The sequence below is a fragment of the Paenibacillus sp. NPDC093718 genome (assembly GCF_050279985.1).
Classification (GTDB): Bacteria; Bacillota; Bacilli; order Paenibacillales; family Paenibacillaceae; genus Paenibacillus_AQ.
Genome location: NZ_JBNNUS010000007.1, coordinates 412,493 through 434,922, shown reverse-complemented (window position 1 = coordinate 434,922; position 22,430 = coordinate 412,493). Strand labels below are relative to the sequence as shown.

The following is a 22,430-nucleotide window of genomic DNA, read 5'->3' as shown; positions in this document are numbered from 1 at the left end:
ATCGAGCGGTTACAGCTGCTCAATCGTAACCGGTAGATCCATAGCTCTTTAATAATCACAGTTTTGTTAAATTGTCTAGGTATATTTGTTAATTTTTATTGACAATTTTGATTTAATATTGTTTCATTTTATTAAACTAGGTTGAATGACACTGTGGACTAGGAGAACAATCTATGGAATTGGGGAGCAAAATCCGAAAGCTTCGAAAGGAGCAAAACCGGAGCCTGGATGACATCGCAAAGGCGTGCGGATTCACCAAAAGCTTGTTGTCCAAAATCGAAAATGGGAAGACGGTGCCTCCCATCGGTACGCTCATCAAAATCGCCGAAACGCTTGGAACCAAAATTTCGATCTTACTGGATGACAACGATTTAAATGGAACAGTGTATACGTCGCAAGCCAGGAGCATGGGGAAAATGGTCCAGACGGATAAAGGGTACTCGTTTTCCGCGATTGCGGCCGAACGGCCGGAGAAATTAATGCAGCCGTTTTATTTTGTTGCCAAGAAAGGGAAGACAGGCAAAAGGACATTTTCCCATGTCGGGCAGGAATTTATTTATGTGCTTGAAGGCACGATGATTTATTACGTAGGGAAAGAGGAATACACGTTAAATGCCGGTGACAGCCTGTACTTTGATTCGGTTGAAAACCACACCTATACACTGGTAACCGAAGAGGTCAAGTATTTATCGGTGTTTTGCTCCGACTCCAATGCTTAGGAGAGGTGATATTTTAAAATTGAATGTTTTGTAAAGCTCATGCTGGACTCTTGTAAACGATGGCAGTTCGAACTTCCCATTTACATGAAATCCGCATGGGCTTTTTTTATCTCAGTACAAGGGGGATGAATCATGTTAAACATTTTGGTTGTCGATGACGAACCGAAGCACAGAAAAGGAATGTCCCGGATGCTGAAGGCGCTAAAACCGGAGTATAACATTTTTCATGCCAGGGACGGAGCGGAGGCTCTGCAGAGTATGGAGCTTCAGCGGATGGATCTGGTTTTTACGGACATTCAGATGCCGGTCATGGACGGACTTGAATTAATGGAGCACCTGTCCCGCCGCGGAGGGAATGAATGCATCATTATTATGAGTGCTTATTCCGATTTTGCATATGCGCAGCGCGCGCTCCAGTTGGGAGCAAGCGATTATGTGCTGAAACCGATTGAAGAACAAAACGTTCTGCCGCTGCTTGCGAAAGCGGAGCACAAAGCGAGCGCTGTACGCCTTGCGTCCGTAGAATCCTCGCTTTCCGAGATGTTGGAGGGATGTCCGTCCGATGAGGATTATCGGTTATTGGAGAGTTTGTTCCCGGAATTTAAGCGCGGTATCGTGCTCACCGCTGTTTTTGGCGAGGTGAAAGATCATAAACTTCTGCTGAACGGACTCAAAGAGATACTTGCCCCGATGATCGGGGAACTTGGGTTTTCCAGCGCTTTTTGCATACAGGACAAAATGCTCGCTGCCTTGATCATGAGCTCCGAGCGTTCATCCATGGTGATTTCCGGCTTTGAAGCCAAGCTGCAGAAGGTCATTCAACACTTCCAGCAGGAATACGGGGCAGAATTAACGTTTGGGTTTGGCCGTTATTTTACGGAATGGAGGCAGGAAGCCAAACAAGCTTACCAGCAGGCCTGTCATGCGCTCAAAACACGATTCTATAAAGGCGGTGGGGCGGTGTATGAAGCCGAGCCCATGAATAACGGTGTCCGTCCCGCCGTCGTTAAGTTTGAATTCATCGAATTAACCAAAGCGGTACTATCCGGAAACAAACCGGAAATCGAAGCCTGTTTGGATTCGGCAGTTCGCCAGGCCGTCGATAGCGGTTTTCCCGAGCCGGAAAAATTGAAGTACTTTCTTGCCGCTTCTATCCATCAAGCAACCGCCCTCCTCATGGAGAAAGGAATCGCTCCCTTACATAGCGCCGTCTACGAGGAAGCATTGCTGCATTGTCATACCGTCGATGAATTAATTAAAGCGGCCAGGCAATGGATATTCGAGCTCACGGATCGCCTGGAGCAGCGGCGGCAGTACAAAACCGGGTCCATCATCGACAGCTGTAAAGCCTATATTGATACACATTATAGTGAAGATGATTTGTCACTGAGCACGCTGGCGATAAAATTCCATTTTAATCCCTCGTATTTTTGTATGCTGTTCAAAACGCATACCCACATGACTGTCCATCAGTACATCACTCAAACGAGAATGAAGGTAGCCGCAGGCCTGCTGCTGCAGACCTCTCAGAAGGTTTACCAAATTGCCGAGCTTGTAGGGTATAAGGATGTAAAGTACTTCATTCGGCTGTTTCGTAAGGAATTTGGCACAAGCCCGGAAGAATACCGCCATTTATCCGCTACTCGTTAATAAGGAAGGGATGTCATTTGAGAGGACGTTATTCATTATCACGGTTTAAAGATCTCAGCTACAGGTTTCAGCTTTTTCTTACCTATGCCCTCATTGTTTCGATACCTCTTGGCATCCTGAGCTGGAAATACTTTAACTCCAGCAGAGAGTTTGTCTCCGAATTTGCCCGGCAAAACCTTTATTCCATCGTCAAACAAAACAATGAAATTATGGACACGGAGCTTGCACGGGTGGAAGAAAGCAGCCTAGCCCTCATTGCGGAGCAAACGTTGTATGAGCAGTATTTGCATGCAAACCCGCATGACGAATACAGCATGATCACGATGGAGAAAAAGGTCAGCCGGGCGTTAAACAAATACTTTACGGATCTGGAGCAAATCTATTCCATCCACCTCATGACCAGTTATTCCAACATTGGCCCCACGGGCGCCTCCGCCTTCATCCCGTATGAGAATTTTAACCAAACGGCTTTATACCAGGCTGCATTGCAGGGGGACGGGGCCATGCAGTGGGTGCCTACCTTCTCATTTGATCAGATGTTTAATCAGGATATCAGCCGCTCCAAGCCTCCCGAATATGTTCGCCTGCTGGCGGGTGTCCGCTTGCTCAAGCTGTTCAACATCAATCATGGCGAAGTCATTGAACTGCAAGGCAAGGCTGAGCTTCCAGTGCTGGTCGTTGTTTACCATCCGGAATTCTATCGTTCCCGCTTTGTCGACACGCTCCCTTCCACAGGAGCTTCTTTTTTTATTGTCAGCCCGGATGGAAAGCCTGTGGCGGGCACGTCCTTAGAGCAGGGAGAAACCGGAGTCGATCCCGTTTGGCTGGACGAAATGAAGGAAATGAAGAGCGGGACCTTAACCGTTACGCAGGATGGAAAGCCACTCATCGTTTGTTTTGATACGTCTGAAGTGACCGGCTGGATATCGGGTGTCACCATATCGCCTGAAGCGTTGGCGGCCGCTTTTTTGCCGGAGATTAAATCCTACACTGTATACTTGGCCGTCGCTCTCCTGTTTATTTCGCTCCTGCTTGCGTTTATTTTTGCCAATACCATTATCAGGCCCATTCATCAGCTGCTTCAAGCGATCAAAAAGACGGGTGAAGGTGAATTTGATACCCGGATACCGGTGGAATCCTACAACGAAATGGGGCTGTTAATCCACAAATTTAATCAAATGAACGTCAAAATCAACAATTTGATTGAAGAGAATTACAAAGTAAAGCTTCGAGAAAAAGAAACCGAGATCATGTCGCTGAACATACAATTGAATCCTCATTTTTTATACAACACGCTGAACATCATGAATTGGACAGCACTTGAAAACAACCAAAGAGAATTAAGCCGCATGATTGTCAGCTTGTCCTCCATGCTGCATTACACCTCCGAGAACAGCCAGGATACCGGTGATTTGGCCGAGGAACTGAACTGGTTGAAACATTATATTTTCATCACGAATCAGCGTTTCGAGGACCGGTTTACTGTCGAGTACGACATTGCCCCCGAGCTCTATGCATACCGGGTTCCCAAGCTCTTCCTGCAGCCGTTTGTTGAAAACGCGATCGTCCACGGATTTTCCCGTCTGCACAGTGGGGGAAGGATTGCCATTCGGGGATGGATGGCTGGCGAGACGCGCATGTTTACGGTGGAGGATAACGGCACGGGCATTCCTCCCCGCAAATTAGAACAGCTGGCCAAGCTCGAAGGGGATTCCATCGGCATCCGGAATGTGGATAAAAGAATCAAACTCATCTATGGAGAAGCATTTGGCATCACACTGACATCGGCGGAAGGAGAGGGCACCACCGTAAACATCAACATGCCTTTATCGAATAACTGAAAATACTCCACCAATACAAAAAAGTTGGAATTTTTTTCGCGACGGCTTCTTTTTACAATAAATATATAAGCTATCAGCCAATGAATGGAGGGTGAGTAGATGAACATAGCTAAACGTCTTGCAGGAGCGGTTTTATCGGCAGCTTTGGCAATCAGCGTATTGCTGGCGGGCTGTTCGGACAGCGGAGGAGCTACAGAAGGGGGAGTGGGCAAGGAAGGCCAAGGCCAGGAGGAGCCGGTCACGCTTAAATTTTCCTTCTGGGGAGACACGATTGAAAAAAAAACGGTTACAGAAGCGCTTGAGCGCTTCGAGAAGGAAACTGGCATCCAGGTGGAGCCGATGCATGTCCCCGCCGATTATTTGACAAAACTGACAACGATGGTGGCAGGAAATGTCGCACCGGATCTCGGTTATTTGTCATCGGGAGCTGCTTTGAGCTGGGGGCGCGACGGGAAACTGTTGAACCTCACACCGCTTATGGAGAACGACCCTGATTTTAACAAAGAGGATTATCTGGACCAGGTATGGTATGAAATTGATCCAGGCAATACCATCGGGATGAGCACCGCCGTCGAAGGCTACGGTCTGATGTACAACAAACAATTGCTGCTGGAAGCGGGCGTCGAGCTGCCTCCGACGGAAGCGGATAAAGCTTGGGATTGGGACACGTTTGTCGAATATGCCAAAAAGCTAACGCTGGACGACCAAGGAAGAAATGCGCTGGATCCGAATTTCAACCCGGATAAAATCAGGCAGTTTGGCCTTCAATACGATCCATATAACATGATGGCAGCCGTAGTCTCCAACGGCGGCAACTTCCTGACCGAAGACGGCAAAGGTTTCGGTCTTGCCCAGCCGGAGGCAATCGAAGCGATTCAAAAGCTTGCGGATTTGATGTATGTACACCATGTTTCCCCTACCCCGCTGCAGACCAAAAACCTGCCGGACACGGCGCTGCAGACAAAAAAAGTCGCCATGACGGTGTCCGGCAACTGGGCTCTTCAAGCCTTTGCGGAGCAGGACTTTAATCTCGGCGTTGGAGTACTTCCGAAGCTGAAGGTCAGCAACACGCTGCTGGATGGCGCACCGACGGTCATTTTCGCATCAACAAAGCACCCTGAAGAGGCGTGGCTGCTGTATAAATATATGGCGGATCCCGAATCGGTGCTGCCGCTGATCGAAGGCGGGTTATGGATGCCACTGAAGAAAGAGTGGTACACGGATCCTGAGAAGATCAACAAGTGGGCGGCAGGGAACAAGGCGCATCCGGAAGGCTACACGGAAGCTTTTATGAAACAAACGATTGAAAGCGGTATCCGCACCCCGGGCTTTGAAGTGAAGAACCTGGACAAAATCAACGCGCTCGTCACTCCCGCCCTTGATTTGGTGTGGACGGGGAAACAAAGCGCAGAAGAGGCGTTAAGAGGCGTAGAGCCCAAAGTGCTGCCGCTGATCGAGGGATATTACGGAAGATAATCCTTTTCTAGAGGCCGCAGTAAACCGTGTCCTGTTTCCGACCTGTACGATATTCATTCAAGAGAGGGGGGGGATTCCTATTCTTCACAAACGCCGGATTGCAATGGCGGGCATCCTGTTTGCCCTACCCAGCATCTTGGGGCTGATCATGTTTGTCATGCTGCCAATGATCGCCAGCTTGCTGCTCAGCTTTACGGATTACCGCATCGTCAATACGCCCAAATTTATCGGATTCACCAATTATACCCGGCTCTTTGACGGAACGGATCCCTATTTTTACAACTCGTTATGGGTCACCTTCAAATATGTGATCCTCCGTGTTCCGCTGGGGCTTGTGTTCTCTTTTGTCGCCGCGTTCTTGCTGAATATGGGGTTTATCCGCGGTAAATCCGTCTTCCGCACGATCTTTTACTTGCCGTCCATCGTACCTGCGGTGGCCTCTTCGATGATCTGGCTTTGGCTGTTTAGTCCCGATCTGGGGTTGTTCAACAGCTTTCTTGAAGCCTTGAATCTGCCTACGCTCGACTGGCTCTACTCCGAACAAACCGTGGTGCCTTCAATCGTCTTGATGAGCCTTTGGGGAATGGGGAGCACCATCATTATTTTCTTGGCGGGCCTGCAAGGGGTGCCGAGATCCTTGTACGAGGCGGCTATCGTGGACGGCGCTGGCGCCATCCGGAAATTCCGGCATATTACGATTCCCATGATGACGCCCATTATCTTCTTTAATTTGATCATGGGATCGATCGGAGCTTTTCAGGTGTTTACCGAGGCGCTGATTATGACGCAGGGAGGTCCCAATAACGCCAGCTTGTTTTATAACTATTACATTTACCGGCAAGCCTTTCAGTTTGGCGAAATGGGGCAAGCTTCGGCCATTGCATGGATTCTGTTTATCATCATCCTTTTGGTCACCGTTATTTTCTTCCGGACCTCGAAGTCCTGGGTATTTTATGAAAGCGAGGTGTAGCTCCCTGTGAAAAAAAGCCGTCGGATTTCGCAGATTATCGTTTACTCGGTCCTCATTGTGGGAGCTGCCTTCTGTTTGCTGCCGCTGTTTTGGCTGGTGCGCAGTTCGATGATGAATTCGCTGCAGATTTTTGAGATGCCGCCGAAATGGATTCCTTCGCCGTTTCGGCTTCAAAATTACGTCGAGGCGCTGACAACCATTGACTTTTTCCGGTTCTTCCGCAACACGCTGATCATCACCGTCAGCTGTCTGTTCGGCGCTCTCTTCAGCAGCTCGATCGGAGCGTACAGCTACGCCAGGCTGGATTGGCCGGGAAGGAAACTGTTTTTCAGCTTGCTGCTGGCCAGCATGATGCTTCCCGGCGCCGTCACCTTGATTCCCACTTTTATCGGCTGGAGGTTTGCCGATCTGATTAACACCTATGTGCCGTTAATTTTGCCGGTATGGTTCGGTTCGGCCTTTGATATCTTCCTGCTTAGACAGTTTTATTCCACGATACCGAAAGATATGGACGAAGCGGCGTATGTGGATGGAGCCGGCCCGTGGACCATCTTCTCCCGAATTATTATTCCTTTGTCCAGACCGCCCCTCATTGTGATCGGGTTGTTTTCCTTTATGAACTCATGGAATGACTTTATGGGACCGCTGGTGTACTTAAATGAGGAGAGAAAGTTTACGCTGGCGCTTGGCCTGCAAATGTTTCAGTCGCTTCACAGCGCGCAGTGGCATCTTCTGATGGCAGCTTCCACCGTGGTGATTCTGCCGGTCATCGTGGTTTTTTTCATAGGCCAGCGTTATTTTATCGAGGGGATTACGTTGACCGGAATAAAAGGATGAGAGGGGCGTTTGCATAACTATAGTTCAACTCTGTTGAATATAAATCAAATTAGTTTCATTTAAATGCTGTAAGAACTTACGAATTTTTGATTTGTCACCATACGAAGGGAGTGCGAAGCATATGGAGTCACAACGACTTAAAAAGGCAAGGGAGGCACTTGAGCGGCACGAAATTGACGCACTGTTGATTTCCAGCCCGTATAACCGGAGATATGTTACCGGCTTTACGGGGACCGCCGGTTGGGCTGTCATTACACAGGGTCAGGCGTGGCTGGTGACCGATTTCCGCTACACCCAGCAAGCGGAGCAGCAGGCCAGGGAATTTGAGGTGGTGCAGTATGAGGGCCAGCCGCTGGAGCTGATCCGGGAGAAGCTAAATGCCGTTGGCGCCAAGAAATTGGGGTTTGAAAAACATCATGTTCCTTATGCGGATTATGAATCGTATGAGCGGACGTTTGGGGGTATTGAACTCTTGCCCACCGGGCACATCGTTGAAAAGCTGCGCGGCATCAAGGACGAGGCGGAGCAGCGGTGTATCCGAAAAGCGATTGAGATTACGGAAAAGGCCTTTGAGTTTATTCTGGGTTATATGAAGCCTGGCGTTTCCGAAAGGGAGGTGGCGGCGGAATTGGAATATTTCATGCGCAAAAACGGCGCGGTCTCATCGGCGTATCCGGCCATCATCGCTTCCGGCGCACGCTCGGCGCTGCCGCACGGAATAGCCAGCGACAAGCTGCTGGGAATGAATGAATTCGTGACCCTTGATTTTGGAGCGAATGTTGAAGGATATTGCTCCGATTTGACGCGAACGGTTTTTATCGGCAAACCGACGGAACGCCACCGGGAGATTTACCGGGTCGTGCTGGAAGCCAACCGGTCTACCCTGGAGGGGCTGAAACCGGGAATGACCGGGAAGGAAGGAGACTCGCTAGCCAGGGATTATATTTCCAGCTGCGGGTACGGAGAATATTTCGGCCATGGTTTAGGCCACGCCTTTGGTTTGGAGATTCATGAGCCCATGCGGTTCTCCCAACAAACGGAAGATATACTTGAGCCCGGCATGATTATGACGGTTGAGCCTGGCATCTATCTTCCTGATTATGGAGGCGTCCGCATCGAGGATGACATTCTGGTCACGGAAACCGGCATCGAAGTACTGACAACATCGAACAAAGAGCTGATCGTTTTATAGAGGGGAGGGAAGGAATCCATCCATGAATGCTGAATCTGCGGAAGTTGTCGTGATCGGCGGAGGGATAATCGGCATGTCCATCGCTTATTATACGGCGAAAGCGGGAATGGACGTGATGGTAGTGGAGCGCGGAGAAATCGCCGGGGGAACTTCCTCCAAATGCGACGGCAACATTTTGGCGATTGACAAGGATCCGGGCTTCGACAGCCAGATGTCCTTAAAATCGCAGGAGCTGGTGGCGGAATGGGCTCAGGAGCTCGACGAGGAATTTGAGTATCGGGCTCCCGGCAGCATCCTTGTTTGCGAGACGGAAGAAGAGATGCTTGCAGCCGAAAACTGGGTTATGCGGCAACGGGAAGCCGGGCTTCCGTTCCGCATGCTCGACCAAAAGGATCTGCGCGGCGAATGGCCCCATATGGCCGAAGATTTGCTCGGAGGCCTGGAATGCGCCACGGATTCTACGGTAAATCCGGTTTTGCTCACCTACTCGCTGGCATCCGCTGCCCGCCGATATGGGGCCAGACTCCAGGTCCATACACCCGTCACGGCGATCCTGCGTGATACAGCCGGGAGAATCCGTGGCGTGGAGACATCCGGCGGCACGATTCGCACAAATACCGTCATCAATGCCGCCGGGGTATGGTCGAAGCATATTGGGCGAATGGTCGGGCTCGATATTCCGATCGAGCCCCGCAAAGGGCATATCCTGGTAGCTTCCCGTTGGGAGAGCATCGGCAAACGGAAGGTGATGGAATTCGGCTATCTGATCAGCAAATTTGGCGGGAAGCGCTCCGTCGATCCGAAATTTGATCAGTACGGGATCGCGCTCGTGTTTGAACCGACCGCTTCGCAGAATTTTCTGATTGGCTCGAGCCGCCAATTTGCGGGGATGGACACCCGCGTGGATCAGGAGGTCATTCGGCTTATCGCTGAAAGGGCGATCCGCTTTTTTCCTGTACTGGAGCATATCCCGCTGCTTCGAACCTACGCCGGATTGCGTCCCTGGACCCCGGATCATCTGCCGATTGTTTCCCCCGTCGATGAAATCCCCGGATTCTATATCGCGGCGGGACATGAAGGCGACGGCATCAGCTTGGCCGCCGTCACGGGGAAAGCGATTTGTGAAATGCTGAGCGGAGCGGCAACCTGCATTCCCGTAGAGCCGCTGCGTTATGACCGTTTCCGCTGTGGGACGGTTCGTCAGGAGGTCATCTTGTGAGAATATCCAAGCTCGTGAGTACAATCGACACGCACACGGGGGGAAACCCGACCCGAACCGTGACAAGCGGAGCGCCGGAGCTGATCGGCCGCACGATGACCGAGAAGATGGTGTACATGTCCGAACATTACGATCATTTTCGCCAGGCACTGATGCTGGAACCGCGGGGACATGAAGTGATGTCAGGCTGCATTCTGACCCCTCCGTGCGACAGAAGAGCCGATATCGGGGTTGTTTTTATAGAAAGCGGTGGATATTTGCCGATGTGCGGTCACGACACGATCGGCCTATGCACTGCACTGATCGAGGGAGGGATTTATCCCGAGAGCAAAAGGGTCATCAGGCTGGATACACCGGCAGGTCTTGTTGAAGCAAGGCTTACGGTGGAAAAGGGCAAGGTGAAGCAGGTTTCGTTCACCAATATCGCTTCGTTTTTATACAAGCGGGATGTCCGTGTTCACGTAGGGGACCTCGGCGAAATCTCGGTCGATATTGCGTACGGCGGTAATTTTTACGGGCTTGTGGATGCACGATTGCTTCATCTGCCGCTGGTTCCCGGACGGGGCTCGGAAATCGTGCGGCTGGCGATAGAAATACGGGAGGCGATCAATCGCGAGGTGGAGGTGGTTCATCCCGAAATCCCTGTCATTCGCGGGCTCACCCATATTGAGTTTTACAGCGAACCCGTATCACCGTCGGCCCGCTGCCGGAATACGGTAGTGGTTCCACCCGGAGGCATCGACCGCTCTCCCTGCGGGACGGGAACCTCGGCGAAAGCTGCCGTGCTGTACGCCAAGGGGGAGCTTGAAAAAGGGGAGGAATTTCTGCATGAAAGCATCGTGGGCTCCCTGTTCCGGGCCAAGGTTATGGAGGAAACGACGGTGGGCGGTTTGCCGGCGGTCATCTCCGAAATATCCGGTTCGGCATGGATCACAGGCTTTCATCAGTTTGTATTGCAGGATCAGGATCAGCTGAACCAAGGCTTTTTCCTGCTCTAATGAATAGAACCGGAGGCCGGCATTATGGAAACAACGAAATGGTACTCGGCGCTGGATACGCATTCCTGCGGCGAGCCGCTGCGGATCATTACCGGCGGCCTGCCGCAGCTAAACGGCTCCTCGCAGCATGCAAAGTCTCTATTTTTCAAACGGCATTTCGATACCGTCAGAAAGCTGCTGCTGGCCGAACCGCGGGGGCATCGAGAGATGACGGGAGCAATTGTTACGGCGCCGTCAACGGAAGCCGCGCGCTTCGGGCTGTTGTTCCTCAATCAGGAAGGTCTCGCTGCTGTGAGCGGTCACGGCATCATCGCGGTGGTCGCAGCCTGGACGGCGACGGGGCAGCTGGATTCTTCGGATGCGGCAAAGGGGATTATGATCGATTGCCCGGCGGGGACGGTGACCGCTTTTGTCGATTGCGAAGGGCATGAAGGCCGGTCCGTTTCCTTTTTGAATGTTCCGAGCTTCGTCTATGCCAAGCAGGTTACGGTGAATATTCAAGGTGTGGAGGCGAGGGTCGACATCGCTTTTGGCGGCGAATTTTATGCTGTGATCGATACAGCCGCATTGGGACTCGGGGGCGCTTTCCCGCTTTCGAAGCTGCGGGAGTGGGGTAGGCTGATCCGCGAGGAGATCGAACACCGGCTTGAGGTGAAGCATCCGTACTTGGATTGGATTTCCGGGATTCATGGCGTGTTTTTCTATCAAAGGGTTGAAGGGCGAGAGGGCCGAAACCCGAACCAGCCCGCATATCGCAGCGCGGCTGTATTTGCCGGAGTCCAGCTTGACCGTTCGCCGGGAGGCGCCGGCACCGGTGCCCACATGGCGGTTTTACATTCCCGCGGCTTACTTGAGCCGGAACAGCAGGTCATTTATGAGGGGATAACCGGCGCTCAAATGGTAGGAAGCATCGCGGAGGAAACGGAAACGCACGGGTACAAAGCCGTTATTCCCCGGCTTACAAGTACCGCTTATATTTTGGGGTTTATGAATTTCGTGCTGGATCCGACCGATCCGCTGCCGGAAGGATTTGTTCTTTACTAATGGATATGGAATGAACAAGAACAGAGGGGAGAAATGTCGATATGGCAACATTTGAAGGAGTTTATGTCGCCCTTGTCACGCCGTTTACACCGGAATACGAGGTTGATTACAAGCGTCTGGCTGAGCTTTGTGATTCACTTATCTCACAAGGCGTCCATGGCCTGATCCCGAACGGATCTTTAGGAGAATATGCGACCTTGACCCAGGAAGAGCGGGCCAAGGTTGTAGATACGGTAATCGAAGCCGCGGCAGGCCGAGTGCCGGTAGTGGTTGGCTCTGCAGCGCCTTCCACCAAGCAGGCGGTCGATTGGGTACAGCATGCCAAGGATGCGGGAGCTGCCGGCGTCATGGCATTGCCTCCGATCAATTACCGACCGCTTGAGTTTGAGGTCGTCGCTCACTATGAAGCGATCAATAAGGTGGGGCTGCCGGTTATTGTTTATAACAATCCGCACGATTACAAGGTCGATTTGACGCCGCAGCTGCTTTCCAGACTTTCCAAGCTCGAACATGTAGTTGCCGTCAAGGAATTTTCCGGGGATATCCGCCGTGTACACGACATTTTGGCGTATACGGATCTGGAGGTGATGATCGGCGTTGACGATTTAGCCATGGAAGGTGCGCTGTTCGGGGCAACGGGTTGGATTTCCGGCGTGCCGAATGCCCTGCCGAAGGAAGGCGTGGAGCTGTTTAACCTGGCGAGACAAGGTAAGCTTCAGGAGGCGTCCGCGCTGTATCGCCATCTTCTTCCGCTGTTCCACTTCGATGCCAGTCCGCAGCTGGTTCAATCGATCAAGCATATGATGGAGCTGGCCGGTTTTCCGGTAGGCCCTACGCGCCCGCCTCGCCTTCCGCTGCCTGAAGCCGATTATGCAGCGATTAAAGAAGCGTATGAGTTTGCCGTAAACCGGAATCAGCCGGCGATGAAGCCATAGGTCAAAAGTTAAGGATGAATCCGCAATAGGAGGGAAGGCAAATGATTAACAGCCGCAATTGGATCGGGGGAGAGTGGATCAAGCCTTCGGTGGGGGAAATCGCCGTGATCAATCCATCCAACACCAAAGAGCAGGTGGGGGTACTCCATTTATCGGACCCATCACAAGTTATTCAGGCCGAACAGGCGGCGCGTGATGCTTACGCCTCCTGGTCCCGCATGAGTGGCTCAGCCAGGGCAGGGCATTTGGACCGCATGGCGGATGTACTCGAGTCAAAGTCAGAAGACGTGGCTATTCTTGCAAGCATGGAGATGGGGAAACCGATTGCTGAAATGCGTGGGGAAGTCAAGCGGGGAGTGAATCTGCTTCGTTATTACGCCGCGGAGGGGGTCCGGGCAAACGGGGTGGTCATCCCTTCCAGCGAGCAGAACGTGCTGCAGTACACCCGGAAGATTCCTCTCGGCGTGGCGGGCATCATTACGCCGTGGAACTTCCCGGTCGCTATTCCGATCTGGAAAATAGCCCCCGCGTTGATATGCGGAAACACGGTAGTATGGAAGCCGGCAGAGCTTGCGTCATTAACCGCGACCCGGCTCGCTGAAGTTTTTTTCGAGGCAGGGCTTCCGCCAGGCGTTATCAATTTGGTTGTCGGCAAGGGCAGTCAGATCGGTAATGTCCTTCTGGAGCAGGTTCCTTTGGACGCCGTAAGTTTTACCGGCTCAACATCCATAGGTCTAAACATCGCTCAAATCTGTGCCAAACGAAATATCAAATATCAAACCGAAATGGGCGGTAAAAATGCCGCCATCGTGTTAAACGACGCCGATCTTGAAAAGGCGGTGCCGCTCATTGTCAGCGGGGCGTTTCGATCAGCAGGCCAGAAATGCACCGCAACAAGCCGAATCATCGTTGAATCCGGGATCTGCGAATCATTTATCGAGGCGTTGACGCATGCCGTATCCAGCATCAAGCTTGCTCATGCTCTCGACTCCGAGGCTTACCTCGGTCCCGTGGCATCCGCAAGCCAGTATGAAACGGTGATGTCTTATGTGCATATGGCCCATGAACAAGCCGAGATTTGGGCTCAAGGCCCCCCAGCAACTGGAGATCTGGAAGGCTACTATATTCGGCCGATGGTGGCCGGAGGTTTGAACGCCGGGCACCCGCTGATTCAAGAGGAGATTTTCGGACCTGTCGCCGCGGTGCTGGAAGCCGCCGATTTTGATGAAGCGGTGGCCTTATGCAATCAATCGATTTATGGGCTGAGCGCTTCACTGTTTACTCAAAATTTATCTTATGCCCACCGGTTCCTGGACGAGGTCCAAGCTGGAATGGTCCGTGTCAACCAGGAAACGGCGGGAGTCGAATATCAGTCCCCATTCGGCGGCATGAAACTGTCAAGCTCCCATACGCGCGAACAGGGGCAGGCTGCGCTGGATTTCTATACCGAGCTAAAGACGTGCGCCATTTCTTATGGATAGGAGGCTTTTTGATGAATTGTTCTTCTATGATCATGTGCCGCTGTGAAGAAGTGACCCTCGTCCAATTGGAGGCCGCCTACGAGGCAGGATGCCGCACCTCGCGGCAATTAAAAATGAAAACGCGGGCCGCTATGGGAGCTTGTCAAGGCAGAGTATGCAAACAACTCCTCGAGGCCTGGGTTATTGCCAAGAATCCGGCGTCGCCTCGGGATCCGGAGCTGCTGTCGTACCGTCCTCCAGTGCGGCCCGTGACCTTCGGCCAGCTGGCAAAGGGTGATTTGTAATGGAGAGAATTACCTTTCATCCGATTTTGGGACCGCAGAGGATAGAGCGGGAACCGGTGAGCTTTACGTTTAACGGCAGGAAGCTGACCGGACTCCAAGGCGAGCCGATCGCGGCGGCCCTGCTGGCCTCCGGCATTCGCACGCTGCGTAGGCACGAGGAGAGCGGCACGGCCCGTGGGCTGTACTGCGCCATCGGCCACTGCATGGAATGCCGCCTGAACCTGGAAGGGAGGGGGCCGGTGCGCTCCTGCCTTACCCCGCTCGAAGAGGGAATGCGTATAACCGAAGGGCACCAGCTACCTAATGAGATTACGGGGAGGAAGCTGTTTTGACCAAGACACCGGCATACGATCTGTTGATTATTGGGGCCGGTCCGGCGGGATTATCCGCCGCAGCGGCGGCGGCCGAGCATGGCCTGGGCGTAGCTGTGCTGGATGAATTCTCAGAGCCGGGCGGACGCATGCTGGGGCAGTTTCACGAGGAAAAAGGCCGCTGGTGGGTAGGAAGGCGGGTTGCGGAACAGCTAATAGAAAAATGCCGCGATTTAGGGGTGGACATCCGCTGCGGCGTTTCCGTACACGGCATGCTCCGAACGGACCACCGCTGGGTCGTTAGAACCGCAAGCGGATCGATCGCGGCCGCAAGGGTGCTGCTCGCGACCGGCGCAGCTGAAATTCCGCAGCCGATTCCAGGTTGGACGCTGCCCGGGGTCATGTCGATCGGGGCCGCTCAGGTGATGGCCAACGTTCATTACGTGAAGCCGGGCCGCCGTGGGCTGATCATCGGCGTGAACGTACTCGCCATGGCGATTGCCCGCGAGCTGTCCGTCAGCGGAGTTACGATTGCGGGGATCGTGCTGCCAGATAGAAATTCTGTATCCGGTCAAGACGCCTTACCTGAAGAAGCGGTGAAACGATTGCTGAACCTTGCTCATTTGGCGCCGTCTCCACTGTTGAGAATCGGAGGGAAGCTTGGCGCAAGCCTTGGAATGGCCGGTACGGTATGCCGTTTTTTTCCCCGGGCCGGAATGAAAATTTGGGAAATTCCTTTACAGCTGCGCACTGCCGCGATATCCATCAACGGTCAACATCATGTGGAATCCGTGACGCTGGCGGATGTAACCAGAGCAGGTGAAATCATTCCTGGAAGCGAGCGGGAGGTACAGGTGGATTTTGTGGCGCTTGCCGGTGGCTTGTACCCGCTCGCGGAATTGGCTGCGGTGGCTGGCTGCCCTTTTGTGTATGTAAAGGAACTGGGCGGTCATATTCCACTTCACAATGAGAACATGCAAACGCCGGTGAAGGGCTTGTATGTCGCCGGTAATATTACGGGCATTGAAAGCGCGATGGTGGCCATGGCACAAGGCAGGGTTGCAGCCGCCGCCATTTGCCGCGATGCCGGAGCGCTGGGGAAGGATCGGGAACATAACCTGCATGAAGCGACGGAGCATGTCCGCCAGGTTCGCGCCGCAGCTATGATTCAGTTTCATTCGGGCATTCCGGATGCCAGAGAGCAATTATACAAGAAATGGGAGGAGGAGGCGTGGATGTGAAACAATCATTCTCCTAACGGGAACACCAGCCTCATCTCCGGGTTCACAGCTGGCTGACTAACTCGGGCCGCATGAAGCCTCCATCGCGTTTTTAAGCGAAGCCCGCAGCCTGTCCGACATACCACAAAGTGAATAGGGAGGGGATGAAAATGAGTACGGTTCAAGAAGACGAAAGCATTGTGATGAAGGATATAGAGTCGCTGTATCTTGGCAATCTGGCAACGGTGGAATTCGATCTCCACTTACCCCGGAAAGGAAAATACGGCTCGAAGATCACTTGGACATCGGGGGATTCCCGCTTTCTCCATAATGACGGCATGGTGACTCGGCCGAAATATGGTATCGGCAAACGTACGGTTCCGCTGCGCGCATCGTTTCAGTATGGCGGCTGCGTCAAGGAAAAAGTCTATGAAGTGACCATTTTGGAGGAAGAAAACAACATTCAAGTGTCCCGGATTTATCCGACTCGTCTGAAAGCGGAGCTGGGCAGGACGTTTTATCTGCCGGCGGTCGCTGTGGTTGAAACGGTAGAGGGGGGAGTCATTTCCCATGCCGTGGATTGGGAACTAGGGGAAGAGCGCTTTTTTGAAGAGCCCGGTTCCTTCATGATCAAAGGGGTGCTAAAAGACACGACGATTCCGGTAACGGCGGAGGTGTTGGTGGCAGCCAAGCTGGATCGGGAAATGATCGACACGGCTCCCGCCGCGAGCAGCTTTCCCGCCGGCGCAGTTATTCTGAAGGATGGCACCGCCATCAAAGCGGCTCAAGACAGAAGCCTCGCTTTCTTGAAGAAGGTCAATGACGACCAGATGTTGTATAATTTCCGTGCTGCCGCCGATTTGGATACGCGCGGAGCCCCGGAGATGACCGGCTGGGATTCGCCGGACTGCCTGCTGAGAGGGCATACGACCGGACATTACTTGTCTGCGCTAGCATTGTGCTATGCGGCAACAGGGGATGAAGACATCAAGCGGAAGGCGGAGTATGTGGTCGCTTCACTGGAAGAATGCCAGCTTGCTTTTGCGAGTAAACCCGAATATCATGCCGGTTTCCTCAGCGGATACTCTGAGGAGCAGTTTGACCTGCTTGAGAAGTTTACCCGCTATCCGGAGATATGGGCGCCTTACTACACCTTACACAAAATTTTTGCCGGACTGCTTGACTGCTACCGCCATCTTGGAAACAGCACGGCACTGGCGATTGCCGATAAGCTTGGCGATTGGGTGTACCGCCGCCTAAGCAGGCTTCCAAATCGTGTTTTGAAAAAAATGTGGGGTATGTACATCGCCGGCGAATTTGGCGGCATCAACGAATCGCTCGCTGAGCTGTATACCGTTACGCATAAGCCTGAACATCTCGCTGCGGCAAAGCTGTTCGACAATGACCGCCTGTTTGTCCCGATGCGTGCGGAGATTGACGCCATCGGCGGGCTTCATGCCAACCAGCATATTCCACAGGTCATCGGCGCCCTGAAAATATTCCAAGCCACCGGGGAAAAGGAATATTACGATATGGCCCGCTTTTTCTGGCAGGCCGTAACCGAAGCCCATACGTATTCAATCGGCGGTACCGGCGAAGGCGAAATGTTCAGGCAGCCGGGCAGGATCGGCGAATATCTCAGTGACAAAACCGCGGAAACCTGCGCCTCCTATAACATGCTGAAACTGACAAAGGATTTGTTTGCGTATCACCCGGCTGCGGAATATATGGATTATTACGAGCGGGCGATGTTTAATCACATTTTGGCCTCCTGCGATCATCAGCCGACGGGAGGGAGCACCTATTTCATGCCGCTGGTACCCGGCGGAGAGAAGTCCTTCGACGTTTCGGGGAACACCTGCTGTCACGGCACCGGATTGGAGAATCATATGAAATATTCGGAAGCGGTTTATTTTTACGATGAATCTACGGTGTATGTGAACCTGTTTGTCGCTTCCGCTCTCCACTGGAAGGAACGAGAGGTGAGGCTGACGATGGACGTAGATGGTCACATTCCCGGGAATGTGACGCTGAGGGTGGAAGGGACGGGGGACTTCGTACTGAAAGTTCGCCGTCCATACTGGAGCGGGCCGGGGAGCCGTATGGAGATCAACGGCCGGCAGGCCGACATGGCCGCAAACTCCGCCGGGTATGTCTCCATCAGCCGGAATTGGCAGAGCGGGGATGAGATCCAACTCTTCTTTGACTGCCGGATCCGTTTGGAAGCAGCGCCCGATCGGAAAGAGCGTGTATCGCTGGCCTATGGTCCGTACATCTTGGCCGCGCTCTCCGAAGCCAAAAACTATCTGCGGCTACCACTTCGCGAAGAGTCGTTGCAGGAAAGTTTTGTGAAGGAAACAGGGCCGCATGGGTTTGCTTTCCGCTATATTGAGGATGATTTGTTGTTCATCCCGCTTGCTGATGTGTTTCATGAACGCTATCACGTGTATGTTGAACGGGTTTAACCTCAATATGAATTCTAAGACATATTTAGAGAAGATAGGATTCTAGGTCAAACTGAATGAAGACAGCAGCACGAGTGATAGTCACCCGTGCTGCTCTTCCGTTCTAAGATCCAGACTTCTCAATGACAGGGATCCAAACTTCCATTTCATACATGCTGGCACCTCTATCATAGGTCATTTCAAACTCAGGGCCATTTGCCGGTTCGTAATTGCAGGTGGGAAACCACTCTGCCCAAATGCGCTTCCACAATTCGTGAATCCCGCTTTGCCCGTCGGGGTAGAGGCCGGTTGAGAATATCGCGTAGGTTTGAGGCGGGATAGATAGCCTTTCAAACCCGTCTGGCATGCCACTCTGGGGCATGAAGTAACCGATCATGTAGGAAAATTCCCCACCTTGCTTGTTGTATAGTATCCCATGCATCTGACCATTCCCCCCCAAACCCGCAGCTGTGCGGATTCGATCAACGGTGCCGTCGGATATGCACTTCGTCCAAAAAGCGGGTATATCTATAAATGGATGATCGCCATCGCCATTTACAACAGTCGTTACACCGAACATCTCAAAAGCCTGTTTTTCCTCCATTCTGTAATTCATCTCAACATCTCCTCGTATCGAAATATGAAAGGATAACCGAGGATAGGCCTTCAGGGTAACCCCTTTGTCGCGCGCTGACACTGGCATCACGCCGTGCATTTTTTTAAACGCTCTAGAAAAAGCCTCAGGCGATTCGTAACCATACTTTAAAGCGATGTCGATGACCTTAGTGCCGCTCTGCTGCAGTTCAAATGCGGCGAGGGTCAGCCGTCTGCGTCTAATATACGCTGAAAGAGACACATTCGTTATGAACGGAAACATTCGTTGAAAATGGTATGTTGAGCAGCAGGCAATTCTAGCTACGATATCGTAATCAATCGTATCAGACAGATGTGTTTCTACATATTCCATTGCGTTGTTCATACGATCCAGCCAATCCATACAGACCATCCTTTCAAGATTAAGTATAGGGGATGGTAACCCATGAAACCTTGCAATCCGTGCACCGAAATATCATGTTCGAGATAATATGAATAAATCCTTTATTGTTGATTATGAATTCAACGATTATCTGCCTGGTTACAGTTTTTTCCAAGGCGTATGAAAACAAGATCCATATTGAATTTATTCATCAGCTATGGGATTCTTATCTCCAAGGGGAATTCCCAAAATGAATCAAAGTGCAAGTTTTTTATAGATGGAAAGGAGAGCAAACATGAAAATAATCATTGTTGGGGCAAGCGGTACGATCGGACAAGCAGTCGCCCAAGAACTAGGTAAAGACCATGAAATTATTCGTGCTGGAAGAAACGGAACAGACGTAACGGTTGATATTACATCGATGGATAGCATCAAAAATATGTATGAGCAAGTTGGGAAAGTAGATGCAGTCATTAGTGCAACAGGAGGCGCTCATTTTGCTTCGATTACAGAATTAACGCCAGAGTTAAACCAAATAGGAATTGAAAGTAAACTTAAAGGACAAATCAATTTAGTCCTGTTGGGAATGGACTATGTTAATGACAGCGGAAGCTTTACTTTAACAACGGGTATCATGATGGATGATCCCATTCCTCTAGGTGCATCGGCAGCCATGGCAAATGGTGGTGTTAAAGCATTCGTTAAGTCCGCCTCGATTGAAATGCCTAGGGGAATCCGTATAAATAGTGTCAGCCCTAATGTCTTACAAGAATCACTAGGGAAATATGGCAAGTTTTTTCCGGGCTTTGAAGCAGTTCCTGCCAGTCGCGTAGTCCTTGCTTTCAAAAAAAGCGTAGAAGGCGCTCAAACGGGACAAAATTATGAAGTTTATTAATCAAAACTCTTGATATGAATTTGTTGCCGGAGGATAAGTACATACAGGCATTGAAAGTCGCGGAAATCGCGGCTTTTTTTGTTTTAACGATGCCGAAAATCATGGAAGACCAGGACTTCATGTTTTAAGCTCAAACCAGCCAGTCACTGCCAAGTGACCCAAAAGTCCCTCTTCCTGTGCCCATAAAAACCTGATTGTTTGGGCTGTTTTGTATGACCAAGCGAAGCATACCTTTCGGACGAGCTACGTCAAAACTTTATAGACGAAAAGCATCATTTTTCCGGGAAGTTTGATGAAATGGGTGTACGCTGCGTGTTGGATATAATACGATCAGACAAAGTGTTTTTTGCTCTTGAACACGAATAAACTCGAATCATATCGATAAATGGAGGGAAACAACGTGAAATTATTAAGGACGATGATGATTATAATGGGGAGCTTCTTCTTGCTCGGCATAGGATGTACGGATCAGAAACAGGGAGTGACAACAAAGCTTGGGCAATCCGAGCAAAACGGCGACGATATACGCGTTCCGCACAATGAACGGCTTCATTTGTCCACCGACAAGAAATGGATCGAGCAAGAAGGACATCAGTCCGATCTGATTCGATTGCAATGGACGGCGGAAAGGGCCAAGCCGGCGGTCGTCTGGATGGACGAGAATGGAAAGGACAAGACGGCGATCATTTCCCATGATAAGGCAAACAATCCGGAGCAGCAGGATCATAAGCATATCTCGTTCGAGACGAGCATGTCCCCGACAGGTCAATACCCCAACCAGTTGTTTACCCGGTTTGAAATTCCGTTCGACACCGATATAAGCGAGATCCGTACTCATTCATCCAATTTCAATGTAATGAGCGGTATTTTGCGGGTAGCCGGCGAAAGCGGGACGAACCGGGACATTCAGTTAAGTGCAGTCGGCAAGGATAATGAGACGACACCGAGGTGGGCCGTCCGGGCCGACAGTTTAGAGGAAGCTGGCGACAATACGGGAGCCAACCTTCAGTTCGTACGATATGGGGATGACGGCGAAGTGCTCGATTCCCCGCTCACCATGCAGCGCAGCGACGGTAATATCGGGATTGGCACGAGCGAACCCGACACCAAGCTCGATGTAAACGGGGATATGCTGCGTCTTCGTGAAAAGTATACACCTGCTTCGTCCACTGCTGCCTGCAGCCAGGGACAGATCTCTTGGGACGACCAATATGTATATGTTTGCGTTGCCCAAAACAATTGGAAGAGGACTGAACTATCCACTTGGTAATTTCTACGCCGCCGATCTGTTCAAGATCAGCGGCTTTTTTTGTCCCATTCACCACTATAGGCATATGACAATATAATGCAGTATTTCTATTAAGTAAAGGGGAGCTATGATGTACAAACTCACTTTAACGACAGCCAAGAAGTTATTGGAAATCGCTGAAGATCGTGCCAGACAAATGGGACTTAACTCTGACATAGCGATCGTAGATGAGGGGGCAAACCTAATTGCTTTCTATAGGATGGAAAATGCCAAAATAGCAGGTATCGATATTGCCATAGGCAAGGCTTGGACCAGCGTAGCGATGCAAATGCCGACAGCGAATTTAGCGCAAACAGCGCTTCCTGGCGGAGCGACATTCGGAATTAATACAACGAATCAGGGGGAAGTCGTTATCCTAGGCGGGGGAATTCCTTTGGTTCATGACGGAAAGGTTGTCGGTGGCATTGGTGTAAGTGGAGGAACAAGCGCACAAGATATTGACGTTGCCAATGCAGCAGTGCAGGCGTTTGAAAGTATGAGATGTCATGATATCCAATATGCAAAAGCACGGATTGGGGCGGTAAAACAATCGTTTACTTATTAACGGCTCTCATGCTTCGATGGTAAGGGCAGGCAGCTTCTATGTAGAAGCTGCCTGCCTGTTTTCTATCAAATCGTGAATATAGGCT

20 protein-coding genes are annotated in these 22,430 nt (G+C 51.5%); 19 read left to right on the top strand and 1 reads right to left on the bottom strand.

The features are described 5' to 3' along the window. Positions 1-173: 173 nt before the first annotated feature. The 16 genes from ACQKPA_RS22675 to ACQKPA_RS22600 all read left to right on the top strand — a co-directional run bounded on the left by ACQKPA_RS22675 (position 174) and on the right by ACQKPA_RS22600 (position 18,642). Positions 174-719 (top strand): helix-turn-helix domain-containing protein, encoded by a 546-nt coding sequence (locus ACQKPA_RS22675; protein ID WP_216532298.1) that lies wholly within the window; start codon positions 174-176, stop codon positions 717-719. Positions 720-851: 132 nt separating this feature from the next. Then, positions 852-2,369 carry a response regulator transcription factor gene (locus ACQKPA_RS22670; RefSeq protein ID WP_427494766.1) on the top strand — a complete coding sequence of 506 codons (1,518 nt, stop codon included), beginning with the start codon at positions 852-854 and terminating at the stop codon, positions 2,367-2,369. A 17-nt stretch (positions 2,370-2,386) separates the two neighbouring features. Further along, positions 2,387-4,210, top strand: a complete 1,824-nt coding sequence (locus ACQKPA_RS22665) for a sensor histidine kinase (RefSeq protein ID WP_427494765.1) — start codon at positions 2,387-2,389, stop codon at positions 4,208-4,210. Between the two features lie 99 nt (positions 4,211-4,309). After that, complete coding sequence (locus ACQKPA_RS22660; RefSeq protein ID WP_427494764.1) at positions 4,310-5,686, top strand: ABC transporter substrate-binding protein; 1,377 nt, start codon at positions 4,310-4,312, stop codon at positions 5,684-5,686. 148 nt (positions 5,687-5,834) lie between these two features. Further along, the gene (locus ACQKPA_RS22655; protein ID WP_427494763.1) at positions 5,835-6,656 is read left to right on the top strand and encodes a carbohydrate ABC transporter permease; all 822 of its coding nucleotides are present in this window, start codon (positions 5,835-5,837) and stop codon (positions 6,654-6,656) included. Positions 6,657-6,662: 6 nt separating this feature from the next. Continuing rightward, entirely contained in the window at positions 6,663-7,493 is an 831-nt protein-coding gene (locus tag ACQKPA_RS22650; RefSeq protein WP_427494762.1) for a carbohydrate ABC transporter permease, read from the top strand. Positions 7,494-7,614: 121 nt separating this feature from the next. After that, positions 7,615-8,685 carry a M24 family metallopeptidase gene (locus ACQKPA_RS22645; protein ID WP_427494761.1) on the top strand — a complete coding sequence of 357 codons (1,071 nt, stop codon included), beginning with the start codon at positions 7,615-7,617 and terminating at the stop codon, positions 8,683-8,685. 22 nt (positions 8,686-8,707) lie between these two features. After that, entirely contained in the window at positions 8,708-9,904 is a 1,197-nt protein-coding gene (locus tag ACQKPA_RS22640; RefSeq protein WP_427494760.1) for an NAD(P)/FAD-dependent oxidoreductase, read from the top strand. Next, a complete protein-coding gene (locus ACQKPA_RS22635) occupies positions 9,901-10,902 on the top strand; it encodes a proline racemase family protein (protein ID WP_427494759.1) in 1,002 nt (333 codons plus the stop codon). The genes ACQKPA_RS22640 and ACQKPA_RS22635 overlap by 4 nt, the downstream gene beginning before the upstream one ends. Positions 10,903-10,926: 24 nt before the next feature. Beyond that, positions 10,927-11,946: a proline racemase family protein gene (locus tag ACQKPA_RS22630; protein WP_427494757.1), complete on the top strand. Its 1,020-nt coding sequence runs from the start codon at positions 10,927-10,929 to the stop codon at positions 11,944-11,946. Positions 11,947-11,987: 41 nt separating this feature from the next. Then, positions 11,988-12,881: a dihydrodipicolinate synthase family protein gene (locus ACQKPA_RS22625; RefSeq protein WP_427494756.1), complete on the top strand. Its 894-nt coding sequence runs from the start codon at positions 11,988-11,990 to the stop codon at positions 12,879-12,881. Positions 12,882-12,925: 44 nt separating this feature from the next. Further along, positions 12,926-14,362: an aldehyde dehydrogenase family protein gene (locus ACQKPA_RS22620; protein WP_427494801.1), complete on the top strand. Its 1,437-nt coding sequence runs from the start codon at positions 12,926-12,928 to the stop codon at positions 14,360-14,362. Positions 14,363-14,373: 11 nt separating this feature from the next. Further along, positions 14,374-14,646, top strand: a complete 273-nt coding sequence (locus ACQKPA_RS22615) for a (2Fe-2S)-binding protein (protein WP_427494755.1) — start codon at positions 14,374-14,376, stop codon at positions 14,644-14,646. Continuing rightward, positions 14,646-14,978, top strand: coding sequence for a (2Fe-2S)-binding protein (locus ACQKPA_RS22610; protein ID WP_427494754.1), 333 nt, complete (start codon positions 14,646-14,648; stop codon positions 14,976-14,978). The genes ACQKPA_RS22615 and ACQKPA_RS22610 overlap by 1 nt, the downstream gene beginning before the upstream one ends. Continuing rightward, positions 14,975-16,198, top strand: coding sequence for an NAD(P)/FAD-dependent oxidoreductase (locus ACQKPA_RS22605; RefSeq protein WP_427494753.1), 1,224 nt, complete (start codon positions 14,975-14,977; stop codon positions 16,196-16,198). Before ACQKPA_RS22610 ends, ACQKPA_RS22605 begins: the two co-directional genes overlap by 4 nt. 149 nt (positions 16,199-16,347) lie before the next feature. After that, entirely contained in the window at positions 16,348-18,642 is a 2,295-nt protein-coding gene (locus ACQKPA_RS22600) for a beta-L-arabinofuranosidase domain-containing protein (protein ID WP_427494752.1), read from the top strand. A gap of 103 nt (positions 18,643-18,745) precedes the next feature. Here the strand turns inward: ACQKPA_RS22600 and ACQKPA_RS22595 are convergent, their stop codons facing one another. Then, on the bottom strand, positions 18,746-19,618 hold the full coding sequence (locus tag ACQKPA_RS22595; protein ID WP_427494751.1) for an AraC family transcriptional regulator: 873 nt from the start codon (positions 19,616-19,618) through the stop codon (positions 18,746-18,748). Positions 19,619-19,892: 274 nt separating this feature from the next. Here ACQKPA_RS22595 and ACQKPA_RS22590 point away from each other — a divergent pair, with 274 nt between their 5' ends. The 3 genes from ACQKPA_RS22590 (at position 19,893) to ACQKPA_RS22580 (ending at position 22,345) form a co-directional block, all read left to right on the top strand. Continuing rightward, the gene (locus tag ACQKPA_RS22590) at positions 19,893-20,492 is read left to right on the top strand and encodes a short chain dehydrogenase (protein ID WP_427494750.1); all 600 of its coding nucleotides are present in this window, start codon (positions 19,893-19,895) and stop codon (positions 20,490-20,492) included. Between the two features lie 400 nt (positions 20,493-20,892). Then, positions 20,893-21,762, top strand: a complete 870-nt coding sequence (locus tag ACQKPA_RS22585) for a hypothetical protein (RefSeq protein ID WP_427494749.1) — start codon at positions 20,893-20,895, stop codon at positions 21,760-21,762. 109 nt (positions 21,763-21,871) lie between these two features. Then, positions 21,872-22,345 carry a GlcG/HbpS family heme-binding protein gene (locus ACQKPA_RS22580; protein ID WP_427494800.1) on the top strand — a complete coding sequence of 158 codons (474 nt, stop codon included), beginning with the start codon at positions 21,872-21,874 and terminating at the stop codon, positions 22,343-22,345. Positions 22,346-22,430 lie beyond the last annotated feature (85 nt).